The organism is Dyadobacter jiangsuensis, assembly GCF_003014695.1.
GTDB classification, from domain to species: Bacteria; Bacteroidota; Bacteroidia; order Cytophagales; family Spirosomataceae; genus Dyadobacter; species Dyadobacter jiangsuensis.
Genome location: NZ_PYAS01000002.1, coordinates 85661 through 108180 on the forward strand (window position 1 = coordinate 85661; position 22520 = coordinate 108180).

A 22520-nucleotide genomic window follows, 5' to 3' on the forward strand; every position below is an offset into this window, starting at 1 on the left:
CTTACTCAATCACTTTGGGTACCATTATATAGGTACTATTTTTCGATGGTGCATTGAAGAGCGCTTCCTCGCGCGTGAGCGTATTTGCGCCTTTGTCCTCGCGCCAGTTATTTTCTTCGTCGAGCACGTGCGTCAAAGGCTCCACTCCCTGCGTATTGATTTCATTGAGCTGGTCCATCCAGGTAAGAACCGAATCCATACTTTGTAGGAGAGCCGCTTCTTCTCCGGGCCTGATCTCCAATCGTGCGAGGTGCGCGATCTTTTTAAGCGACTCCTGATCGATCTTCATGTATTTTAAGAATTTGTTAAGTTAATGGACACGCTATCTGCGGAAAGCCAAAATTACCGGATTTTTGTCATTCCCCTAGTGGTAAGCTCCGGGAAATTGAGTGACGAGCGGTTGCATAGGTGAAAAAACTCGTGGCGCAGGGCGGATTGATTTAGTCAAATTTCAGGGTGCGGCGGAAAACCCCTGCCACTGAAATTTAAAATTGTTGTTAAGACACATAGTAGGAGAAAAATAATATTTGCTTTTCTAAGGTAATCTTGAAATATTTTGAAACGCAAATCTCCTCACTAAAAAACATGTTGCTACATATGAACGCAAAGAGTGCAATTATATAGAGGTTTGGGGATAGTCGTTATATCCCTAGAAGTCAGTATTAAAACTAGAAATTTTACTAAAAATAGAAGGGAGGGCATTCTTTAAATTATGCAATTCGGAGCCGTTTCGGAGAAAAAACTGAGAAAAAATCTGCCGAAACGCTTGCTTTTTTTTAAAAGGAAAACTCATACTTTTGTAGATGTCGTTTATCCGAAAAGCATTCAAAATTTTATTTTACGAAAACCAGTTTAAACCAAAAGTTTTATTTAATTCACAACCAAAATCTCAATTTAACCTTTAAAAGTAAGTCTGATGGAAAAGAAAGCTACAAGTCCGGCACCAGCTCCAAAGCCTGCTGCGGCAGCAACTAAAGGCAAAGGCGGTTTGAACCCGGCATTGGTAATCCCTCTCCTTTTTGCGATTGCATTGTGTGTTTACATTTTCGTTCTGGGTGCTCCGGAGCACTTTAAAGATGGTGATCACGAAAAAGGGCCTATCGATGGTGATTACTACGGAATCGTTTACAAGGGAGGTCCTATCGTACCGATCTTGATGACGTGTTTCCTTGTTGTATTGACCTTTACAATCGAGCGTTTGATCACTTTGAGCAAAGCTAGCGGAACTGGCAGCATCGATTCATTCGTGCGTAAAGTGAGAAGCCTGCTTGACAAAAACCAAATCGAAGAGGCTATCAAAGAATGCGACAAACAAAAAGGATCTGTTGGTAACGTAATCAAAGCAGGTCTGTTGAAATACAAGCAGTTGACTACTGAAACTGCGCTCGACAAAGAGCAAAAACTGGCAGCTCTTCAGAAAGAGATCGAAGAAGCTACTACACTTGAACTTCCAATGCTTCAGAAAAACCTTACCATCATCGCTACACTGGCGGGTGCTTCTACCCTCTTGGCGCTTCTTGGAACGGTAATCGGTATGATCAAGGCGTTCGCGGCTTTGGGTACATCAGGTTCACCTGACTCCGCTGCTCTTGCAACTGGTATCTCTGAGGCCCTTATCAATACCGCATTGGGTATCGGTACTTCGGCTATCGCAACAATCTCTTACGCTTACCTGAACAGCCGTGTTGACGATCTTACTTACAGCATCGACGAAATTGGCATGAGCCTTCAGTCGAACTTTGCTGCACATTATTAATAGTTCCCAGAACTATTTTATAGTGAAGTTTCGTTAATATAAAAAAAACTTATATATTTGTATGGGAAAGGTAAGGCCTAAGAAACATGCGCCGCATACTGATATGACGGCCATGACGGATGTTGCCTTCTTGCTCTTGACGTTCTTCATTATGACGGCGACTTTTAAGTCGAACGATGCAGAGATTACAACGCCTACATCGATTTCGCAGATCAAAGTGCCAGATGATAAGATCATGGTCATTAGCATTGACAAAACAGGGAAAGTGTTCTTTGGTGTTGACGCCCAGCCTACTCGTGCTGCGATGCTGGACAACATTGGTCAGGCCAAAGGAATCACGTTCACTGATGCCGAGAGAGCTAAGTTTGCACTGCAGTCAAGCTTTGGTTTGCCTTTGAATCAGTTGAAGCCCTGGTTGAACATGCCGAAAGAGCAGATGAGCCAGGTGAAGCAACCAGGGATCCCGGTTGACTCCACAGGCGCCAGCGAATTGGCAGACTGGGTTTATGCTGCGCGTAAAGCAGATAGCGGTCTACGTATTGCATTGAAGGGCGACAACCTGTCGAAATTCCCTGCGTTCAAAGACGTATTGGCTAACCTGCAATCGCAGAATATTAACAAGTTCAACCTGATCACAGGTAGCGAACAAGCACCGGCCGGTTATACAAACGAATAATGTTATCATTTAATAATTAGAAGAAATGGCAGCAATTGAAGAATCCGGTGGTGGTGGGCACGGTAAAGGTAGTGGTAAGGTTCGCGGTAAGAAAATGTCCACCCGTGTGGACATGACCCCGATGGTGGACCTAGGATTTTTGCTAATTACCTTTTTCATGCTTGCGACAACAATGTCTAAACCGACATCCATGTCGCTCGCTGTGCCTGACAAAACCGAAGATCAGGAAAAGCCGACAGAACCTTTGAAAGCGTCGAAAGTACTAACCCTGTTCATGGGAGCGAACGACGACGTTTATTATCTGGATGGTATCGCTGCGGATGATGATAAAGCACCTACTGAATTGAAGACAACCCGTTACGGTTTCGATCTCAGAAGTGTGATCTTCGCATCTCAGAAGCGTATCAATGCGGCCAATCCAAAGGATAAAGACGGTAATGAAGCGTTTGTGGTGGTAATTAAGCCAACAGATGTATCTACTTATAAAAATATGGTGGACGTTCTGGATGAAATGGCGATTACAAAAACCAAGCGCTATGCACTTGTGGACGCTTTGACCGACGCGGAGAAGAAAGTCCTGGGTGACAAAGTCAAACCAAAAAACTAGTTTTTAAACAAAATTAATCACAGCGCCATGGCAGAGATAAGCCCGAATGCAACACTGGATGATATAGTGTTTGCGGATCGTAATAAGGCGTACGGAGCTTTTGAACTTCGTCAGGGATATCGTAAAGATGTGACGAAGGCCACTATAATCGGAGCTGCTCTTTTTGTTCTTGCCATGTTTACACCGTCAATTATCAACAGCTTGACGGCCGGTAAGGAAGAAGAAGCGCCGATGGTTGAAGTGGACTTGATGAAGATCCCACCGCCGCCAATTGACCCGGCAGAACCACCACCGCCACCGCCGCCACCAGTGGAAGCGCCAAAGGTGAACACGGTGAAATTCTTGCCTCCTGAGGTTAAGAAGGACGAAGAGGTTCCCGAAGAGGTACCACCACCAACAGTAGAAGAAATTAAAGAAGCTGTTGTTGCGGATAAAACCGTAGAAGGTGATCCTAACGCGAATGAAATCATTGTTGCACCCGAAGCTGTTGCAGCGCCTAGCAAAGGAACAGTAGTAGAGGCAGCCCCTGAACCTGAAAAGGTATTTACAGTGGTTGAGCAACAACCGGAATTCCCGGGAGGTACTGCAGAAATGTACAAGTACCTTGGAAAGAATATCAAGTACCCAAGTGCGGCATCCCGTGCTAACGTTTCCGGAAGGGTTTTCATGTCCTTCGTTGTTAACACTGACGGAAGTATCCAGGATGTTCAGGTTTTGAAAGGATTGGGTTTTGGTTGCGATGAAGAGGCGATCCGCGTAGTGAAAGCTATGCCGAAATGGAAGCCAGGAAAGCAATCAGGACGTGCAGTTCGTGTAAAATATAACCTGCCGATCAACTTCCAATTGGAGTAAGGCATGAGGGAGAAACCATTGCACGAAAAGCTCGGTGATCTGGCCTCTTCGGTAATGGCTCTGGCATACGTAGGAGGAGGGGTCTTTTTGATCCTCTCCTCCTTCTCGTTTAGACTGCTGCCGATCGGTAGCGTATGGCGGTATGCTTTTGCTGGCACGCTTATTTTATACGGAGCCTACCGGGGGTACAGAGTGTTTAGAAATAACCAGGACGACGAGTCATGAAAAAGAGATTGGCAGGACTGCTGCTGTTGGTGACGCTCGGTATTGCAGGATTACTCAGATGTACCTCGTCCAGCAACAACCTGGACAATCCACGGCAAGGTACGATCACTATCGCGGCAGATGAATCCTTCAAGCCGCTGATCAACTCGCTGACGAGTGCCTATGAGGGAATCTATCCCGATGCGCATTTCAAACTGGACTATAAGCCCGAGCAGGAGGCGATCCGACAGCTATTGAATGATAGCGCGAGGATCATTTTTGCAACCCGGCAGTTGAATGACAAGGAGCTGGAAGTTATCCGAAAGCAAAAAGGCAGCCAGAAATTTCAGCACATTGCAACTGACGGACTGGCCCTGGTGATAGGAAAGAGCAATCCAGATAGCCTTATTACGGTTCCGGAGCTCAAATCGATCATGGAAGGTAAGCTGACCGACTGGTCGCAGATCAAAGGTGGGCAAGAGGGATTGATTACATTGGTATTTGACAATGCCAATGCAAGCAATCTGAATTTTGTCCTCAACAAGTTTGGCATTAAGGATATCCAGAAGCTGAGGATTATTTCAGCGGGATCAAACGAGAATGTAATCAAGGACGTCAGGGATAATCCGACGCATCTCGGCTTTATCGGGGTGAATTGGATCAGCGACGGAAATTCACTGGCTTCGGAAGAGCTGTCGAAGGGAATCCGGGTAATGGGGGTTGCAAAAGATGCCCAGCCAGATTCACTTTCCGACTACATTCAGCCGTTTCAAGCGGGACTGGAGTTCAAGCGATATCCGCTGCACAGGGATTTATATATTATCAGCCGGGAAGGTTACTCGGGCCTGGGTGGTGGGTTGATGACCTACATTGCCCGGGACGTAGGAGGGTTGATTATTCAGAAAATGGGTCTGCTGCCAACCGTAGTTTACCCGCGCGAACTGGAAGTTAAGAAAGAGTTATAGTGAATGTAAACAATTAGTAGATTTGGGGCTTGTTATTGAAAAACCAAGTTTTTTATCATTATTTTAACCGGGTAAAAAATGAACAGAAACATGAGATTGAAATTAGTAGCATTGGTATTTGGTTTATTAGCGTTTGTTAACTTACACGCACAGACGGTACAGGACGGGTTGGCATTAATCGTTGGAGAACGCTACAATGAAGCAGGCGCTTTGTTTAAAAAGCTTGCCGAAGGAACCCCTTCTGCTGATAACCAATATTACCTTGGTTATTACTATATCAAAACCAACCAATTGGATGAGGCGCAGAAAGCATTTGAAAAAGGCTTGTCGCTCGATGAGAAATCTTACCTGAATCAGGTAGGTCTGGGTACGGTAGCGTTGGCGAAAGGCGATCGTGCGAAAGCGAAAGAGCTTTTCGATACAGCTGAAAAGAAAAAGGGCAAAGATGCTGAGGTTCTTTTCAGAATAGGCGAAGCTTATACACTTTTCGAAAAAAATAACGACCCTGCCGAGGCGATCCGTCTGCTGGACCTGGCGGTTAAACGCGACAAAAACCTAGCTGATGCCTACATCGCAAAAGGTGACGCTTTGATGCTGCGCAACGAAGGTGGTAACGCTGTAACTGCTTACGAATATGCTTTGACGGCAAAACCAAACTATGCAGCTGCACACAATGCGATTGGTTCTATTTACCTGCGTGGTAAAAACTATAACCTCGCTTTGGAGAACTATAAAAAGGCGATCGAAGCGGATGCTAACTTCGCACCTGCTTACAAAGATCTCGCAGAACTTTACTTCTTTGCTCAGAAATACAAGCAGGCTGCTGAAAACTTCGACCTGTATCTGCAAAAAAGTGGTAGCACAGATCCTGAAATGCAGCTTCGTGGCGCTCAGTTCGCATTTACTGCGGATGATTACACCAAATCACTTCAGTTCCTGGAACAAGCAAAAGGAAAGATCAACAACCCGATCATCAAGCGTATGTACGGTTGGGCTTATTTCAAAACCAATAAGCCTGACGAAGCAATCCAGAACCTGGACGAGTTCATCAAAGGTTCTCCTGACAAAGTAATTGGCGATGACTACAAATACCTTGGCCGTGCGCTGAATGCCAAATCAACTGATGGCAAAGGCTACGACTCATTGGGTATGGAGTATATGAAGAAAGGTGCTGAAATGGATACCAGCAAAGCCGAAGCCGCTGCTGCTTACAAAGAAGTAGCTGGTTTATATTACGCTGCAAAGGATTATCCTAAGGCTGCTGCTGCGTATGCAAAAGGTAATAGTTTGGATACTGCGAAAACAACTGCCAACGACTACTACTACGAAGGTCTTGCTAACTTCCAGACTGCTCAGGGAATCATTGTTCCGAAAGCAAGCGATGCCAACTTCGCTGATAGCGCGAAAATTGCAACTGACAAGCGTAACCAGTATTTGAAAGCAGACTCGATCTTCGCTACTGTAACCAAGAAATTGCCGGATTGGCCATATGGATACTACTGGCGTGCAAGTACGCTTTACAACGCGTACGACAGACAAGAGAACGTCGACAAAGGTATTTCGCAGCCGTATTACCTGAAATTGACTGAATTGGCTGAGAAAGATGCAGACCCAAGCAAGTATAAGTCCTACTTGAAACTGGCTTACGGTTACCTGGCATTCCACGCACAGTCGACATTGAAGGATGAAGCAAAAGCGAAGGAGTACTGGGAGAAGCTGCTTAAAGTAGATCCGGACAATGCTGCTGCGAAAGAGGCATTGGGACTGGCGGTTGCGCAACCTGCACAGCCAGCTGCCGGAACAGCTGCTAAGCCCGCTCCTAAGAAGAAATAACGCCCAAAAAGGCTATAAGCAAGAAAGCCGCCCGAATTCGGGCGGCTTTCTCATTTTATAAGCTCTCGATTATCAAATGGTAGTATTTGTTGCTAATTAGATGGAGAAAGTCGTTCAAAACAAGTGTTCAACACTGGCAGATGGACGGTCGCGTAATGGTCGTAACACCACTGCCTAAGTCTTTTAATCTCAGCGGGCATTAACATGCGGATCGCTTTGCGGAGTTCTTTTTCAAATAATTTGCGGTCGAAGCTGACTTTTTGGAGAATAATTTTAATGTATTCAAGCATCGAGGCCATAGTATTATGTAGTTTTGTGGTTTAGGGACAACGATAAAACAAAGAGAAACCCTTAAAAACGCTTCGTTTTCAGCAATTCCAATAAAGATAACGAAAAACTGAAATGAAATTATATGCGTTATTAAATATTTTTTTGTGTTTTTTTAGTATTTCCCTGGCTCAGACGCCCGAAAATGCCGCCACAATCGAGTACGGATCGAAGAATCTGACGCTTGATCAGCCGTTTCTGATATCGGTTGTGCTGCGGGATGTAGAGACAAGGCCGGCCGTTATTTTCCCTGAAATCAAGGATCTGGAAAAGCGGAGCAAGTCGGCGACTAGCTCGGTCAGTACGGTGGACGGTAGAAAAGTAGTTATCCAGACAATCACGCAAGAGTATTATGCGACGAAGGCGGGAAACTACCTTATCCCCGAGTTTACGCTGACAGTCAATAATGCAAAACTGCGCTCCGAGGAGACGATGGTCGTTTTTGCAAAATCAGGAGAAGAGGGCGGAAATGCAATCGCTGCTGAAAACGTGGATGTAGGGGAGGTGGACGATAATACCCAGTCGGTGTTTTTATCGGTTCAGACGGATAAAAAGCAGGTTTATATCCGTCAGGGCTTTGCGGTTCGGATATCCCTTTATATCGCTGAAAATGCACCGGTAGAGATGGAATTTTATCGTTTCAACGAGCAGTTGCAGGGTATTTTGAAAACTTTAAGACCTGTGAATTGCTGGGAGGAGAATGTGGGCGTCGAGGAAATTATCAAACGAAAAGTAACGATCCGGGGCAGGAAATTCGCCGAGTACAATATGTATCAGGCCCGTTTCTTCCCGATTACCACCGAAGATATAAAATTGCCGGCAGTGAAGCTGGATATGCTCGTAACCGAAAGCGGCCGCGCAGTGAATGTGGAAAAGAAGTTGGTGAAGGGTTTCTATTCAAGACCTGTGACAGTAGTGGTGCGGCAGCTTCCTGATCACCCGTTGCGTGATCAGCTGGCGGTTGGACAGTATAGTTTGAAGGAGAGATTGTCGAGTGACCTTGTGTATCCGGGCGAAAGTGTCAGGTATATGTTCAAAGTGGAAGGGGTTGGTAATATCACTGCGATTCCCGCGCCGGTGATTCAGGCAAGTTCTTCGTTCGATATTTATCCACCGGAGGTGAGCCAGATCACGAAGCGCAGTTATCAGAGTGTCGTGGGAGAAAAGACATTCAACTATTTTGTCGTTCCGCGGAAGGATGGCCAATTTCCACTGGGACGGTATTTTCACTGGATCTATTTCAATGTAGAAAAGGAGAAATACGATACATTAACATCCGCTGCTTCACTGGAAGTGAGGGGAGAAGATTACAAATTGAGTAACTTGTCGCTTTCCGGCTCGTCGGGCCTGTACGATAACCTGGAAAACCTCGACAGCGGCAGGGAGACGATTGATTATAAAAGGATTTTGAAAGATTTAACCAACATCGTCATTGTGTTGTTGTTGGTAACAATGATTTGGGTATTTAGAAAGTAAGTTAATGGGCAGTACATACGGTAAGATATTTAAAATAGCCACTTTTGGCGAATCGCACGGGGTAGGAATAGGTGTGGTGATCGAGGGATGCCCTGCGGGTGTGACATTTGATTCCGACTTCATTCAAAGTGAATTGACCCGCAGAAAGCCGGGACAGTCGAGAATCACTACGCAACGCAAGGAAGCAGACGAGTTCGAAGTGTTATCCGGCGTATTCGAAGGAAAAACGACCGGTACGCCCATCGCAATGGTCATTCGGAACGAAGACCAACGCAGCAAGGATTACTCGCATATAGCGGCGCAATTCAGGCCTTCTCACGCCGATTACACTTATCAGGTCAAGTATGGCATTCGCGACTACCGCGGTGGCGGGCGCAGTTCCGCGCGTGAGACGGCCGCACGTGTAGCCGCAGGTGCGCTTGCGAAGCTGATGCTGGCCGAGCTGGGCGTGAGCATTCAGGCTTACGTATCGCAGGTAGGTACTATGAAACTGGACAAAAGCTACCAGGAACTGGATCTTTCCGAAACAGAGAACAATGCAGTTCGCTGCCCGGACCCGGAAATGGCCCAGCAGATGTTCGATTATATTGATAGCATCCGTAAGCAAGGCGATTCGATCGGTGGCGTGGTTAACTGCGTGGTGAAAGGTACGCCTGCCGGTTGGGGAGAACCTGTTTTCGACAAACTCCACGCCGAGCTCGGGAAAGCAATGTTGAGCATCAACGCTGTAAAAGGCTTTGAATACGGTAGCGGCTTCGATGGAGTCCTATTGCCCGGTTCACAGCATAACGATGCATTCTACACCGACGAGAATGGCGGAGTACACACACGTACCAACCATTCAGGCGGTATTCAGGGAGGCATTTCAAATGGTGAGGATATTTATTTCCGCACTGCATTCAAGCCGGTGGCTACGATTATGCAGGACCAGGAAAGTGTTGATCAGTTCGGAAATGTGGCAATTGTGCAGGGAAAAGGTCGTCACGACCCGTGCGTGGTACCTCGCGCTGTCCCTATCGTGGAAGCGATGACAGCACTGGTCCTGGCAGATTTTTACCTGAGAAACCGATCGGCGAAGTTGTAATCAGGCTTTGTGACGCTTGCGCCGCTGGTTGAGGTATAATACCAGCCAGATTGTTCCTACGAATTCGATCGCGAGCCCGCTCAGAATGACCGGGTCGCTGAATTGCGTTTTGGAAGAGTTTAAAAACGAACCGGTTGCCAGCACGATCATACCGGCAAGAAGGATAAGTACAGCGTTTCTCAGGCTAAGCTTCACCGACTACATATTTCGTTCCACAATAAGTATCGTCAAGAATTCTCTAACCGAATATAGTTATTCGCTCCGAGAAATACTATTAAAACGCAAAATGGCCCTCAGCGGGCCATTTTGCGTTATTAGTCTTGAATTATATCACCTGAGTTTTGCCAGGGATTGCCACTGGATAAAGCCCATCCGGACCCGGCAGGATTTTTGGAGAAGCATCCCATGCAAGTTTGTCAGGGAACAGGTTGATATCCGAGTTCAACGCTTCTTCCCATTTGATTTGCTTGCCCGAGTATGTCGCCATACGACCCATAATTGCCGTCATGGTACTTTTCGCGCCGTTTTCAGCATCAGCGAATTTGTATTCACCTTTTGCAATCGCAGCGAACAGCTCATCGTGTTCTACCTGATATGGATTTCTGTAATTCGAGTTGTCGTGGTGATAAATAACGCCTCCTTTGTAGTCTTTCAGGATCGTTTTCTTATCGTCGAAGCTGTCGATACGGCCTTTCGTACCCACGAAAGCTTCGTCAACGCGGTTCCAGGTTCCTTCGAACTGGCGGCATTGGCTTGAAATCACCGTTCCATCCGCATACACGAGGTCGAGCGTGTGGTGGTCATAAATTTCACCATAAGCCTTGCCCGTGCGTACCTGGCGGCCGCCTGAGCCTTGGATGGTGACAGGATAGCCCTGTTTCACCCAGTTCGCCACGTCGATATTGTGAACGTGCTGCTCCGAAATGTGGTCACCGCAAAGCCAGTTGAAATAATACCAGTTTCTCATTTGGTATTCCATTTCGGTCTGGTTAGGCTGGCGCTCCTTCATCCAGGGGCTGCTTCCTACCCAGTAAACCTGGCCGCCCACGATATCACCCAAGGCACCGTCGTGAATGCGTTTGATGGCCTCACGGTAGTTTGCCTGGTAGTGGCGTTGCAGACCTACTACTACGTTCAGTTTTTTCTTTTTAGCTTCTTCTGCCAATTCAAGCACTTTGCGGATACCCGGTGCATCGGTAGCAACCGGTTTTTCCATGAAAATGTGCTTGTTGTTCTTTACAGCCTCTTCGAAATGCGAAGGACGGAAGCCCGGAGGCGTTGCAAGGATCACTACATCCACATCTTTCAATGCGATGGCCTTTTTGAATGCATCGAATCCTACAAATTTCCGGTCTTCGGGTACATCCACTTTCACTTTGGTGTCAACCGGCTTTCCTGATGCGTCTTTGTATTTTTTAGCAGTCAGGTTTTTGTAAGCATCGTCGAGACGGTCCTTGAAAGCATCAGCCATGGCCACAATCTGCACGTTTTGCGTAGTGCTCAATGCCTGCGCAGCAGCACCCGTACCACGACCGCCGCAACCGATAAGTGCCACTTTGATTGTATCACCTACCGCGCTGTTGTAGCCGTAGCCTGCGAGCGGGCTCAGGATGGCACCGCCGGCGATGAGGCCCGATGCTTTCAAAAAATTACGTCTGTTCTGTTCCATTTCGAATTTAAGAGTTTAAATATGATCAGTAGTCTTCAATCAACTTAGGGCTGTAATACGCTTTGATCTCTTCAGGGGAAGGCGTTTTAAGCGGTCGTACAACACGGAAACCCACAAATGACGCGCTGGTCATCCACCATTCCGATTTAGGCAATTGCGGGTCGAGGATTTTCCACTCAGGCTTGGAAGCTACGCGGGCTGCACTGCGGAGATCGGCCGCTTCGTCGTCCCATGAGCCGCCGCGAACGGAGGTAGGGTAAAGTTCAGTCACAGGAGCGAATGCTTCGCCTTTGGGCTGCTTCGCATAGTAATCAGGAATGTACTGGTCAAGTGTCCATTCCATTACGTTACCGTGCATATCGTAGAGTCCCCATGCATTCGGCTTTTTTGTTCCTATTTTTTTATAAGCAGCATCGCTGTTTTTGCGGTACCATGCATATTCATCGATTTTCGCTTCGTCGAAAGAATAAGCTGTTTTTGAACCGGCGCGGCAGGCATATTCCCATTCCGCTTCGGTTGGAAGGCGGTAGAAAATGCCGGTTTTTTCATATAACCACTTGCAGAAATAGATGGCCGCATATTGCGTCATGTTAATCGCCGGATAACCCGAACGGCCCATTCCGAATGACATGTCTACATAAGGAGGGGAAGGACGTGTACTTGCGTCGGTTTTCTGAACGCTTTTGTCAGGATCCGGGTGACGAGCGCCCATTTCCTTTTCCATATTCTTGAAAGCGTACAAATCGTAAATGTCCCAGGTGATTTCTGTTTTGCCCATCCAGAAAGGCTCTATTTTCACCTTGTGCTGGGGACCTTCGTCGGCTCGGCGGCCTTTTTCATTGGCCGGGCTGCCCATCGTGAATTCACCGCCAGGGATCGCGACCATGTCGTACACCTGAGGGCTACCTCCGATTTTTTGCGTGTAAGTCTTAAAATTACTGTCCTGCGCTACTGCTTTAAAACAAAGAAAAACGGTTAAGATTAGGTAAAGGGATTTTTTGGACATGATAATGAATGTGTTCAATGGAACCATCTAACTGAATATAAGTGGCAATATTAGCCTATTTACCCTATGAAAGCGAATTTTTTCTTCGTTGTTTAATATCTGTCCTAACTTTGCATATACAGAATTTCACATTTGAACATGAATTATCTTTCGGCGGAAAATATAGCAAAGTCATTCGGTGACCGGTGGCTCTTTAAGAATATCAGTTTTGGGATCAGCAAAGGAGATAAGGTAGCGTTGATCGGGACGAACGGGACCGGAAAAACCACATTTCTGAATATCCTCACAGGCAAGATCCCCGCCGACGAAGGGGAGGTCAGTATCCGGAAAGACATCCGCGTCGGCTACCTCGACCAAAGCCCGGCATTTGACGAATCCCTCCCGGTGCTGGAAGTGATATTTTCTTCGAATAATCCGGTAGCACAAGTAGTGAAACGCTACGAGCATGCCATCGAAAGTGATAACCACGATGAGCTTGCCCAGGTAATGGAGGATATGGACAAGTTCAATGCGTGGGATTTTGAATATAAAACGAAGGAAATTCTCGGTCGGCTCGGCATCCACCATACGGATAATGCGTATGGAACGCTATCAGGCGGGCAACGCAAACGCGTAGCTTTGGCCAAAGTACTGCTCGAAGATCCTGATCTCCTGATTCTGGATGAACCTACCAACCACCTTGACCTCGACACCGTCGAATGGCTGGAAGAATACCTGAATACTTCGAATACGACATTGCTGGTCGTAACGCACGACCGTTACTTCCTCGATACCGTTTGCAACCAGATGCTCGAACTCGATCATGGTTCGGCATATACTTATAAAGGAAATTACTCTTACTTCCTCGAAAAGAAGGCCGAGCGTGAAGAACTCGAAGCAGCGACCATCGACAAGGCGCGCAACCTCATGCGCAAAGAGCTGGATTGGATCAGGAGGCAACCGAAAGCGCGCGGTACCAAAGCCAAATATCGCATCGATGCATTCGAGGATTTGAAAGAGAAGGCGAGCCAGAAGAAATTTGATGTGCAAATGGAACTCAACGTGCGGACCTCGCGCCTGGGTAGCAAGATCATCGAGCTTGAAAATATCAGTAAGGGCTTCGGCGAGCGTCAGCTGATCAAAAACTTCGAATATACTTTCCGTCGCGGTGACCGCATTGGGGTGGTTGGGAAGAATGGAATGGGCAAATCGACGCTGCTGAATATGATCACCGGCGAGTTGCAGCCTGATAAGGGCAAGATCAGCACCGGAGAAACGGTACAATTTGGGTATTACAAGCAAACGGACCTGGTATTTAATGAAAACCAGCGCGTGATCGATATTGTAAAGGATGTGGCCGAAGTAGTGCAGCTGGGAACCGGTGAAACGGTGACGGTAGGCGTTCTGTTACAGGCATTTCTGTTCTCGCCGTCAAAGCAATATGATTTTATTTCAAAACTAAGCGGAGGAGAAAGGCGTCGTTTGCAGCTTCTATTGATTCTGATCAAACAGCCGAATTTCCTGATTCTCGATGAGCCTACGAACGATCTGGATATCGATAGTTTGAATGTGCTTGAAGAGTTCCTGCTCAACTTCCCCGGCTGTTTGATGATCGTTTCCCACGACCGTTACTTCCTCGACAGGCTCGTGCAGCATATTTTTGTGTTTGAAGGGGATGGTAAGATCAGTGATTTCCCGGGTAACTATACCGAGCTGCGGGATTATCAGGATGAGCAGGAGGCAGAAAAGAAATTAGCGGCCAACAATGCGCCCAAGCCTGCCGCGCCCGTTGTAGTAGCTCCGAAGGAACCCGTAGCAGCTGCGCCCGCAACAACAGCTAAACGGAAGCTGAGCTATAAGGAGCAAAAGGAAATGGAGCAGTTGGAAGCGGATATTGCCAAAATGGAAGTCACGAAAACGCAGCTGGTAGAAAATCTGAATAAAGGTGGCTCTCACGAGGAACTGGCCAAATGGTCGAAACAGATAGAGGAAATCAATGACAGTCAGGCCGAGAAGGAGATGCGCTGGCTGGAACTGTCGGAAAATGCTTAATTTTAAAAGTCAACAAACCCGTAGCCGCGCTTCGGTAGCCGTGGACAGCTAGTCATGCACTGCTGATCGCAGGCCAGCAGCAGCATGCGAGCGAACTCTCAGATCATAGATTATGGATTCAATTGTCGAGTTTTTCCAATACATTGTTAATTCAGAGGAAATCATCCGTACCGGCGGACTTCTGGTGATTACGTTCATTGTATTTGCGGAAAACGGCCTGTTTTTCGCGTTCTTTCTGCCAGGCGACTACCTTGTTTTCCTGGCCGGGGTGTTCTGCGGCACCGGCATCCTCGACGTGCCGATCCTCATTTTGCTAACGAGCATGCTGACGGCCGCGATATTAGGCTCGCTGGTCGGGTATGTATTCGGGAAGTATTTCGGTGATTTTTTCAAAAACCGGCCGGATTCTTTTTTCTTCAAGAAAAAACACATCGAAACCACGCATAATTACTTTGAAAAATATGGAAGCCGAACGCTTATTATCAGCCGGTTTCTGCCTATCGTGCGCACATTCGCACCTATTCTCGCGGGACTGGTGAAAATGTCTTTTCCTTCATTTCTGATCAATAACGTAGTGGGTGGGGCGATCTGGATCTTCACATTGACCGGTGGCGGCTACCTTTTTGGCGAAAAATTCCCCTGGATCGTGGATTATGTGCAGTACATTATTCTCTTCTTCCTGGCGATCACGACTTTCACGGTCATCAAGGGTTATCTGAATGCGCGGAAAGGTATGGCGGAATAATGCATTAGGCAGGGACCGGTAGTACTTTTCCCGCTTTATGCATCTTCTGTTTCGGCAAGGCGGATTTCCCTTTAAATAATACCGTAACGACAAGCGATATATCGAGCTGCAAGCTGATCGCCAGCTTTTGCAAGATCTGTATGTCGAGCTTTCTCTTATTGTTCTCGATTCTGTTGACGACCGAGGCGGACACGTTCAAATTAATTCCCAGCGCCTCCTGGGAAAGCCCTGCCCATTCCCTCAACTTCCTGAAATTACTTCCAAAATCTGTCATAGTGTGCTTCGTTATGAGTGGCTTGACAAATTTAGCGGCTTTTTGAAATTGCCAAACAGCCTGTGCCTTTTCCCTTCAATTATGTGCGGAAACCGCAAGTACCCCTGCGATTTCCGCAACAGCACCCGGCAAGTAATTCATTTGCTTTGTGAGGTAGTTTCACATAACGCGAAATGAGATGGGTAATTCATCAACAAACTTGAACCGCAATGCATTGAATGGGGGCATTATGCGCGATAATGCTCTCACCGTGGCCTGCTGTAAAACAGGGCCCGCCTGGTCAGGGGTATTTGTTAAATGGATATTGAGTATGCAAGGCTGGATGAAACGCTACTTAATTTCGGCGCCCTTATTCTTGCTTTCTGCTTTTTCAGCCGTCTTGGCACAAAAGCCGTACTTCTTAGTACAATCTGTCGAAACAAAACATACCGTCAAAGTCAAAAAAGGTCAGTTTATACAATGCATTCAAAAGAATGCCTTTGGGCAGGAGGAGTTTGTTTTTGGAGAGGTCACGGTGATAAGACACGATGGCGTTATGTTGCGGGATAACCCTTACATTCCCGGGAGCGGCGGTTTCGTTTTTTATGAGGACATTGTCAATATCGACAAAATCAAACTCCTGAAGCGAATTATGCTGCCGGCATGTGTCGCCGGTATTGCACTTGGAGGGTTGACGGTAGCTTTTCAGCTTTCAAAGCCAGTTTATCGGCCTTTGGGAGGTATTGCCACGTATTACGTGATGTATCGCGCCGTCAAACGCAAAAGAAAATCCCTATTTGAAAATCGCATCCCGGAGGCGGTGATTTTGATTCCTCCGGGCGTGTCGGCGCAGGAGGACTATTATTTCAGACCATTATCCTCTTTAAACCAGCCCGAATAAATCAGGTAATTATTAGCGGTCCGATCAATAGCCGCATTTAGCTCCGGTGAAACGTCTTTCAGATATTTGGCGGGATTCCCGGCGTAAATGGTACCAGGCGGCACTTTGGTACTCTGGGTAACAATGGCTCCGGCGGCGATGATGGCCCCTTCGCCTACAACGGCCCCGTCCATCACAATGGCGCCCATTCCGATCAAAACGTGGTCTTCGATCGTGCAGCCATGCACGATGGCGTTGTGCGCGATGGAAACGTAATTCCCGATCGTGGTAGCGAATCGCTGGTAGGTACAGTGGATCACGGCGCCGTCCTGGACATTGGAATGATGCCCGATGCGGATACTGTTTACGTCGCCGCGGATCACCGCGTTGAACCATACAGTGCAATTTTCGCCCATCACCACGTCGCCCACAATGGTAGCGTTTTCTGCAAACCAGCAACTCTCGTCGTAGGTAGGGTGATGTCCGCGGACAGGTTTTATCAATGCCATGATCTTATTTTTATTATATTTTGGGCAATATCCGTTTTTCAGTGCGAAAAATAAATATATTTCGTTGTTGAATTAACAATTTGCCTAGCCATGCCGTCAGCTGCGAAAGTTTCAAAAGGAAGCTTGCTCATCGCCAAGCCGTTTTTGGGCGATCCCAATTTTGAAAGGGGGGTTATCCTTATGTGCGAACATAACGAACAGGGAAGTTTCGGTTTTGTGCTCAACCAAACCACCGACTTGTTCCTGGGCGATGTGCTGGACGAAACCATTTATCAGGACATCACGCTTCACCTCGGCGGTCCCGTCGAGAAAAACACATTGCATTTCATCCACCGCCGCCCCGACCTCGTTGCCGGAGGAACGGAGATTATGAAAGACGTTTATTGGGGTGGTGACTTTGAAAATGTAAAAACACTGCTGAACCTGAATACGCTGAAACAGGAAGACGTCATGTTCTTCATCGGCTACTCCGGATGGAGCGGCGGGCAGCTCGACGAGGAGATCAAGCAAGATTCATGGATCGTTTCCAGCACCAATTCCGACTTCCTGTTCTCGACACCGGCAGGGAATTTTTGGCGCGAAATTCTTCGCAATATGGGCGGTGAATATCGTTCCATTGCCCATTATCCCATCGACCCGCGTCTTAACTGATCCTGTTAGTTAGGCTGGTTCAAGCCTCTCACCGACTCATAATCCGACTTGATCCGCGCAACCTCGTGGGTAAGGAAATGCTGTAACTCTTCATTGAAGATCTTTTTTTCGTCATCAGGCAATGAGGCGTACAAATCTTTCAATTCCTGATTGATCGCCGCTCTCTCCTGGTCGGTTCCTGCATTCATCGAGCGGATGTGGAACCGTTTGAAATCGTATTTAGGCATAACAGAGATAGTATAAGGTGCAAAAATACCGAAAACCGCTTAGCTGTCGAAATCAACCTTCATTCATTCCTGGCAAACATTCATCCAAAATCCCGGCTGCCTGCTGAACGTGAAAGACTTTGCATATGTTTGTCGTTGATATGACAACTATCATTTTAAAATGAACAGAACCTTCTTTTTTATCATACTAACTTTTATACTCTTTGCCATCGACTGGTATGTCTGGCAAGGTCTAAAACTGGCCGTTCGCAGCCTGAGCCCGTTAACACAACGCTGGATCGGAGGGGCATATTGGGCATTGACAATCGCTACGCTGGGCGCCTACATCGGAATGCAGTTACTACCGCCCGACTACTTCAAAAGCACGACCCGGACATTTGTAGTCGCATTTATTGCTATTCCCTATTTATCCAAGTTGCTGGCAGTTGCGATCCTGCTCATCGACGACGTACGTCGCTTTTTCCAATGGATTGTAAGCTTTTTCGTGCCGTCCGCCGCTACGCCTTCGCCTGAAACCGGGGAGCCGGTGATCCCGCGTTCGCAATTCCTCGCAACGACGGCCGTTGTTGCCGGGGCCGGGTTAATGGGCACATTTGCTTATGGAATCCTTTCCGGTGCGCACGACTACCGCATTCGCCGGGTAAAAGTGCCTTTGAAAAATCTTCCCCGACAGTTTCATGGCATGAAAATAGCCCAGCTTTCGGATATTCACTCAGGCAGCTTTTTCAATAAAACTGCCGTAAAAGGCGGTGTGGAAATGTTGATGAAGGAGAAGCCCGACATTGCATTCTTCACCGGCGACCTGGTGAATGACCGGGCAAAGGAGGTGCAGGACTACATCAACATTTTCGATAAAGTGAAAGCGCCGCTCGGCGTGCATTCCGTACTGGGTAACCACGATTATGGTGATTACTTTCAATGGCCGGATGCCCAGGCGAAGATCAGCAACCTCGCCAATTTGAAAAAAGCCCACGAATTACTAGGCTGGAATCTGATGCTGGATGAAAACCGGCCCATTACCGTGGATGGCGAGTCCATCGGATTGATTGGTATTCAAAACTGGGGCGCCGGCAATTTTGCCAAATACGGAAATCTGGAAAAGGCTTATGAGCATACCGATGATTATCCTGTGAAAATATTGCTCTCGCACGATCCCAGCCATTGGAGTGCGCAGGTTTTGCCTAAATATAAAGACATCGACCTCGCGCTCGCAGGCCATACGCACGGGATGCAATTTGGCGTGGAAATCGGCGGTCTGAGATGGAGCCCGGTGCAATATCGGTACAAGCAATGGGCGGGACTGTATGAGGAGAAGGACCAATATCTGTATGTAAACCGCGGATTTGGCTACCTGGGTTACCCGGGTCGTGTGGGTATATTGCCCGAAATCACGATCCTGGAATTGGTAAAGGCTTAAAATTTTAGGAAATTGTGAAAGGGTTGGCACAATGCATACCGAAAACGGCGCGCATTCCGTTGCATTAATAACCTTTGACGATCCATCGCAACGAACATGATAAAGAAAATCACTCCCTGGCTCCTGGTACTGGCTCTGATTTGCAGTATTTCAGGTTTTCAGACGGTTTCGGCGACGCCCGATGCCACCAAAGTGGAACTGTTTGGTAAGAAGAAAAAATACAAAGGTTACAAGAAGCCAAGGTCCAAGAAATTTCTCGGAATCTTCAAAAGAAAAACCGATTGCGGCTGCCCTAACCACTAGGAACTTCCCGTTCATACATTTTGTACATATTCAAGAGTAAGCATAGCCATCAATCTCTGAGAGATTTGGTTGGATTTGCTTACTTTTGTATTTTAAAATCACCAAATAAAGCGGCATTCTCAGCCTAACTTGAATGAAAGTTAATCTTCGAAACCAGGACAAGTTTGAAAACCGTCACCACGGTAAAGATGAACAGGAATTGCAGGAAATGTTGAAGACCATCGGAGCCGGGTCAGTGGATGAACTGATCGACCAGACTCTGCCTTCTGCGATTCGTCTACAAAAACCACTGAATTTGCCGAGGCCCAAATCGGAGCAGGAGTTTTTACAATACATCAAAAGAATTGCCTCCAAGAATGCGGTGCTGAAATCTTACATCGGCACGGGCTACTACGACACCATCACACCGAACGTTATTCTGAGTAATATCCTCGAAAATCCGGCATGGTACACCGCCTATACCCCTTATCAGGCGGAAATCGCGCAGGGACGCCTCGAAATGCTCCTGAACTTCCAGACGGTTGTGACGGATCTGACCGGCATGGAAATCGCGAATGCATCATTGCTCGACGAAGCAACCGCAGCAGCTGAGGCGATGACTATGCTGCACGCCGTGAAGGGTGCTTCGAGAAAGAAAGCCAACACATTTTTTGTTTCTGAGCTTTGCCACCCGCAGACAATCGACCTCATCTACACCCGTGCGAAGCCTATCGGCATTGATGTGGTGGTGGGTAACCACGCGACGGTTGATCTAACCGACGAAAATATTTACGCCGCGCTCGTTCAGTACCCCGCTACCGACGGCGCGGTGATCGATTATACCGATTTTATTGCTTCTGCTCATGAATTGGGCATTTCCGTAGCAGTTGCGGCAGACCTGCTCGCCTTGACGCTTCTCAAATCGCCTGGCGAAATGGGAGCTGATGTTGTAATCGGCTCTTCGCAGCGTTTCGGCGTACCAATGGGTTACGGCGGCCCGCACGCGGCTTATTTTGCGACGAAAGATGCCTTCAAGCGCCAGATTCCGGGCCGTATCATCGGTGTATCGGTGGATGGCGAAGGCAACCGCGCATTGCGTATGGCTTTGCAGACGCGCGAGCAGCATATCCGTCGTGAAAAAGCGACTTCCAACATCTGTACTGCGCAAGTATTGCTGGCCGTTATCGCCGGCGCGTATTCGGTATACCACGGACCTGAGGGGATCAAGAGCATTGCGGCGCGCGTGCATGGCCTTACCCGCCTGTTTGTGGATACAGTGAAGAAATTCAACTATGAGGTTGTTACCGAAACTTATTTCGACACCGTAACGATCAACACGCCACTGACGCGCAAGCTGCGTGAGCAGGCGTTGAAATGGGGTATCAACCTGAAATACCATGGTGACGAAAGCCTTTCGGTTTCGTTCGATGAAGCTAAGACGTTTGACGATGTTATTGCATTGTTGAATGTATTCGCAGAAGTTTCGGGCTTCCAGGGCGAAATGGTGATCGATGAGGATCTTGAATTCTCGCTTCCTGAGAATCTGGCGAGAACGTCGGAATACCTGACACACCCGGTTTTCAACACGCACCATACGGAGCACGAAATGCTCCGCTACCTGAAATCGCTGGAAAACAAAGACCTTTCTTTGGTACATTCCATGATTTCGCTGGGTAGCTGTACGATGAAGTTGAATGCCACTGCCGAAATGATCCCGCTTACCTGGCCGGAATTTGGCGGTATTCACCCTTTTGCACCAACCAACCAGGTAGGCGGTTACGGGCAGCTAGTGAGTGAATTGAACACCTGGCTTTGTGAGATCACTGGCTTTGCAGCGATGTCGTTCCAGCCGAACTCTGGCGCACAAGGTGAATATGCTGGTCTGATGGCCATTCGTGCATACCACGAGAGCCGCGGCGATGCTCACCGTAATGTGGCATTGATCCCGTCGTCGGCACACGGTACCAACCCCGCATCCGCTGTCATGGCCGGTATGAAAGTGGTGGTGACCAAATGTGACGAACGCGGTAACATCGATGTGGAGGACTTGCGTGCAAAGGCAGAGCAACACGCCGACGACTTGTCATGTTTGATGGTAACTTACCCATCAACACACGGTGTTTACGAAGAAAGCATTATCGAAATCTGTTCGATGATCCATTCATTCGGCGGGCAGGTTTATATGGACGGCGCGAATATGAATGCACAGGTTGGATTGACAAGTCCGGCGAGCATTGGTGCGGATGTCTGCCACCTCAATTTGCATAAAACATTCTGTATCCCTCATGGCGGCGGCGGCCCCGGCGTAGGGCCGATCGGCGTTGCGGAGCACTTGATGCCGTTCCTGCCAGGTCACGTGAATTTCAGCACCCAGCCTGAGCATTTGCCGAACGGGCAAGCCGGAGCAGTTTCTGCGGCACCTTACGGCAGCGCGAGCATCCTGACAATCTCTTATGCGTACATCGCGATGATGGGCGGCGAGGGGCTTACGAATGCTACTAAATTCGCGATCCTGAATGCAAACTATATTAAGGAGCGCCTGAACGGACATTACGAAGTGCTTTACACCGGCACAAATGGCCGCTGTGCGCACGAAATGATCGTCGACTGCCGTGGATTCAAGGCGGCTGGCGTAGAAGCCGAGGATTTGGCGAAACGTTTAATGGACTACGGTTTCCACGCGCCGACCCTTTCGTTCCCGGTTGCAGGTACATTGATGATCGAGCCGACGGAATCTGAATCGAAAGCGGAGCTGGATCGTTTCTGTGACGCGATGATCGCGATTCGCAATGAGATTCGTGAGGTAGAAGAGGGAGTTGCAGACCGTACAGACAACGTTTTGAAGAATGCACCGCATACTTCACGTGTATTGCTGAGCGAAAACTGGACGCGCTCTTACAGCCGTGAAAAAGCCGCATTCCCGCTGCCTTACCTGCGCTTCAACAAGTTCTGGCCAAGCGTAAGCCGCGTCGACAGCGCTTACGGCGACCGTAACCTGATTTGCTCATGTATCCCGGTTGAAGCCTATTCAGAAGTGGAAGAAGCTTGATCCGGAAGCTGATAAAACAAA

Annotated in this window: 24 protein-coding genes; 16 read left to right on the plus strand and 8 right to left on the minus strand. The window is 47.8% G+C overall.

The features are described 5' to 3' along the window. Position 1: 1 nt before the first annotated feature. A complete protein-coding gene (gene gatC / locus CLV60_RS03595) occupies positions 2–289 on the minus strand; it encodes an Asp-tRNA(Asn)/Glu-tRNA(Gln) amidotransferase subunit GatC (RefSeq protein ID WP_090156047.1) in 288 nt (95 codons plus the stop codon). Between the two features lie 627 nt (positions 290–916). On the opposite strand from gatC, the gene CLV60_RS03600 reads away from it, so the two are divergent. From CLV60_RS03600 to CLV60_RS03630, 7 genes are all read left to right on the plus strand, one after another. Then, on the plus strand, positions 917–1756 hold the full coding sequence (locus CLV60_RS03600) for a MotA/TolQ/ExbB proton channel family protein (protein ID WP_106594043.1): 840 nt from the start codon (positions 917–919) through the stop codon (positions 1754–1756). Positions 1757–1817: 61 nt separating this feature from the next. Then, positions 1818–2432, plus strand: coding sequence for an ExbD/TolR family protein (locus CLV60_RS03605; RefSeq protein WP_106594044.1), 615 nt, complete (start codon positions 1818–1820; stop codon positions 2430–2432). Between the two features lie 25 nt (positions 2433–2457). Beyond that, complete coding sequence (locus CLV60_RS03610) at positions 2458–3039, plus strand: ExbD/TolR family protein (RefSeq protein WP_106594045.1); 582 nt, start codon at positions 2458–2460, stop codon at positions 3037–3039. A gap of 27 nt (positions 3040–3066) precedes the next feature. Next, positions 3067–3891 (plus strand): energy transducer TonB, encoded by an 825-nt coding sequence (locus CLV60_RS03615; protein ID WP_106594046.1) that lies wholly within the window; start codon positions 3067–3069, stop codon positions 3889–3891. A gap of 3 nt (positions 3892–3894) precedes the next feature. Beyond that, entirely contained in the window at positions 3895–4116 is a 222-nt protein-coding gene (locus tag CLV60_RS03620) for a hypothetical protein (RefSeq protein WP_106594047.1), read from the plus strand. Beyond that, complete coding sequence (locus tag CLV60_RS03625) at positions 4113–5060, plus strand: substrate-binding domain-containing protein (protein ID WP_106594048.1); 948 nt, start codon at positions 4113–4115, stop codon at positions 5058–5060. The genes CLV60_RS03620 and CLV60_RS03625 overlap by 4 nt, the downstream gene beginning before the upstream one ends. 90 nt (positions 5061–5150) lie before the next feature. Beyond that, a complete protein-coding gene (locus tag CLV60_RS03630; protein ID WP_229210800.1) occupies positions 5151–6893 on the plus strand; it encodes a tetratricopeptide repeat protein in 1743 nt (580 codons plus the stop codon). A 92-nt stretch (positions 6894–6985) separates the two neighbouring features. Here the strand turns inward: CLV60_RS03630 and CLV60_RS34590 are convergent, their stop codons facing one another. Beyond that, entirely contained in the window at positions 6986–7192 is a 207-nt protein-coding gene (locus tag CLV60_RS34590; RefSeq protein WP_106594050.1) for a hypothetical protein, read from the minus strand. Between the two features lie 133 nt (positions 7193–7325). Between CLV60_RS34590 and CLV60_RS03640 the strand changes: the two genes are divergently transcribed. Both CLV60_RS03640 and aroC read left to right on the plus strand, forming a co-directional pair. After that, complete coding sequence (locus tag CLV60_RS03640; RefSeq protein ID WP_229210801.1) at positions 7326–8696, plus strand: BatD family protein; 1371 nt, start codon at positions 7326–7328, stop codon at positions 8694–8696. A gap of 4 nt (positions 8697–8700) precedes the next feature. After that, a complete protein-coding gene (aroC, locus tag CLV60_RS03645; protein WP_106594052.1) occupies positions 8701–9780 on the plus strand; it encodes a chorismate synthase in 1080 nt (359 codons plus the stop codon). On the opposite strand, the gene CLV60_RS34110 is transcribed toward aroC, so the two are convergent. From CLV60_RS34110 to CLV60_RS03655, 3 genes are all read right to left on the minus strand, one after another. Next, a complete protein-coding gene (locus CLV60_RS34110; protein WP_146151517.1) occupies positions 9781–9975 on the minus strand; it encodes a hypothetical protein in 195 nt (64 codons plus the stop codon). Positions 9976–10105: 130 nt separating this feature from the next. Next, positions 10106–11449, minus strand: a complete 1344-nt coding sequence (locus tag CLV60_RS03650) for a Gfo/Idh/MocA family protein (protein WP_106594053.1) — start codon at positions 11447–11449, stop codon at positions 10106–10108. 25 nt (positions 11450–11474) lie between these two features. Further along, complete coding sequence (locus CLV60_RS03655; RefSeq protein WP_106594054.1) at positions 11475–12482, minus strand: formylglycine-generating enzyme family protein; 1008 nt, start codon at positions 12480–12482, stop codon at positions 11475–11477. 111 nt (positions 12483–12593) lie between these two features. Between CLV60_RS03655 and CLV60_RS03660 the strand changes: the two genes are divergently transcribed. Both CLV60_RS03660 and CLV60_RS03665 read left to right on the plus strand, forming a co-directional pair. Continuing rightward, positions 12594–14486: an ABC-F family ATP-binding cassette domain-containing protein gene (locus CLV60_RS03660; protein ID WP_106594055.1), complete on the plus strand. Its 1893-nt coding sequence runs from the start codon at positions 12594–12596 to the stop codon at positions 14484–14486. 112 nt (positions 14487–14598) lie between these two features. Beyond that, positions 14599–15231, plus strand: coding sequence for a DedA family protein (locus CLV60_RS03665; protein WP_106594056.1), 633 nt, complete (start codon positions 14599–14601; stop codon positions 15229–15231). Positions 15232–15235: 4 nt separating this feature from the next. On the opposite strand, the gene CLV60_RS03670 is transcribed toward CLV60_RS03665, so the two are convergent. Beyond that, complete coding sequence (locus CLV60_RS03670; RefSeq protein WP_106594057.1) at positions 15236–15505, minus strand: helix-turn-helix domain-containing protein; 270 nt, start codon at positions 15503–15505, stop codon at positions 15236–15238. Positions 15506–15683: 178 nt separating this feature from the next. Between CLV60_RS03670 and CLV60_RS03675 the strand changes: the two genes are divergently transcribed. Beyond that, positions 15684–16385: a hypothetical protein gene (locus tag CLV60_RS03675; protein ID WP_229210803.1), complete on the plus strand. Its 702-nt coding sequence runs from the start codon at positions 15684–15686 to the stop codon at positions 16383–16385. Here the strand turns inward: CLV60_RS03675 and CLV60_RS03680 are convergent. Further along, positions 16346–16873, minus strand: coding sequence for a gamma carbonic anhydrase family protein (locus CLV60_RS03680; RefSeq protein WP_106594058.1), 528 nt, complete (start codon positions 16871–16873; stop codon positions 16346–16348). The genes CLV60_RS03675 and CLV60_RS03680 overlap by 40 nt on opposite strands. Positions 16874–16963: 90 nt before the next feature. On the opposite strand from CLV60_RS03680, the gene CLV60_RS03685 reads away from it, so the two are divergent. Further along, positions 16964–17524: a YqgE/AlgH family protein gene (locus CLV60_RS03685; protein ID WP_106594059.1), complete on the plus strand. Its 561-nt coding sequence runs from the start codon at positions 16964–16966 to the stop codon at positions 17522–17524. A 5-nt stretch (positions 17525–17529) separates the two neighbouring features. Here CLV60_RS03685 and CLV60_RS03690 read toward each other — a convergent pair whose 3' ends face one another. Continuing rightward, positions 17530–17751 carry a hypothetical protein gene (locus CLV60_RS03690; protein WP_229210804.1) on the minus strand — a complete coding sequence of 74 codons (222 nt, stop codon included), beginning with the start codon at positions 17749–17751 and terminating at the stop codon, positions 17530–17532. Between the two features lie 160 nt (positions 17752–17911). On the opposite strand from CLV60_RS03690, the gene CLV60_RS03695 reads away from it, so the two are divergent. From CLV60_RS03695 to gcvP, 3 genes are all read left to right on the plus strand, one after another. Further along, entirely contained in the window at positions 17912–19168 is a 1257-nt protein-coding gene (locus CLV60_RS03695) for a metallophosphoesterase (protein WP_106594060.1), read from the plus strand. 96 nt (positions 19169–19264) lie between these two features. After that, positions 19265–19471 carry a hypothetical protein gene (locus tag CLV60_RS03700; RefSeq protein ID WP_106594061.1) on the plus strand — a complete coding sequence of 69 codons (207 nt, stop codon included), beginning with the start codon at positions 19265–19267 and terminating at the stop codon, positions 19469–19471. Positions 19472–19604: 133 nt separating this feature from the next. Further along, positions 19605–22499: an aminomethyl-transferring glycine dehydrogenase gene (gene gcvP / locus CLV60_RS03705; protein ID WP_106594062.1), complete on the plus strand. Its 2895-nt coding sequence runs from the start codon at positions 19605–19607 to the stop codon at positions 22497–22499. Positions 22500–22520 lie beyond the last annotated feature (21 nt).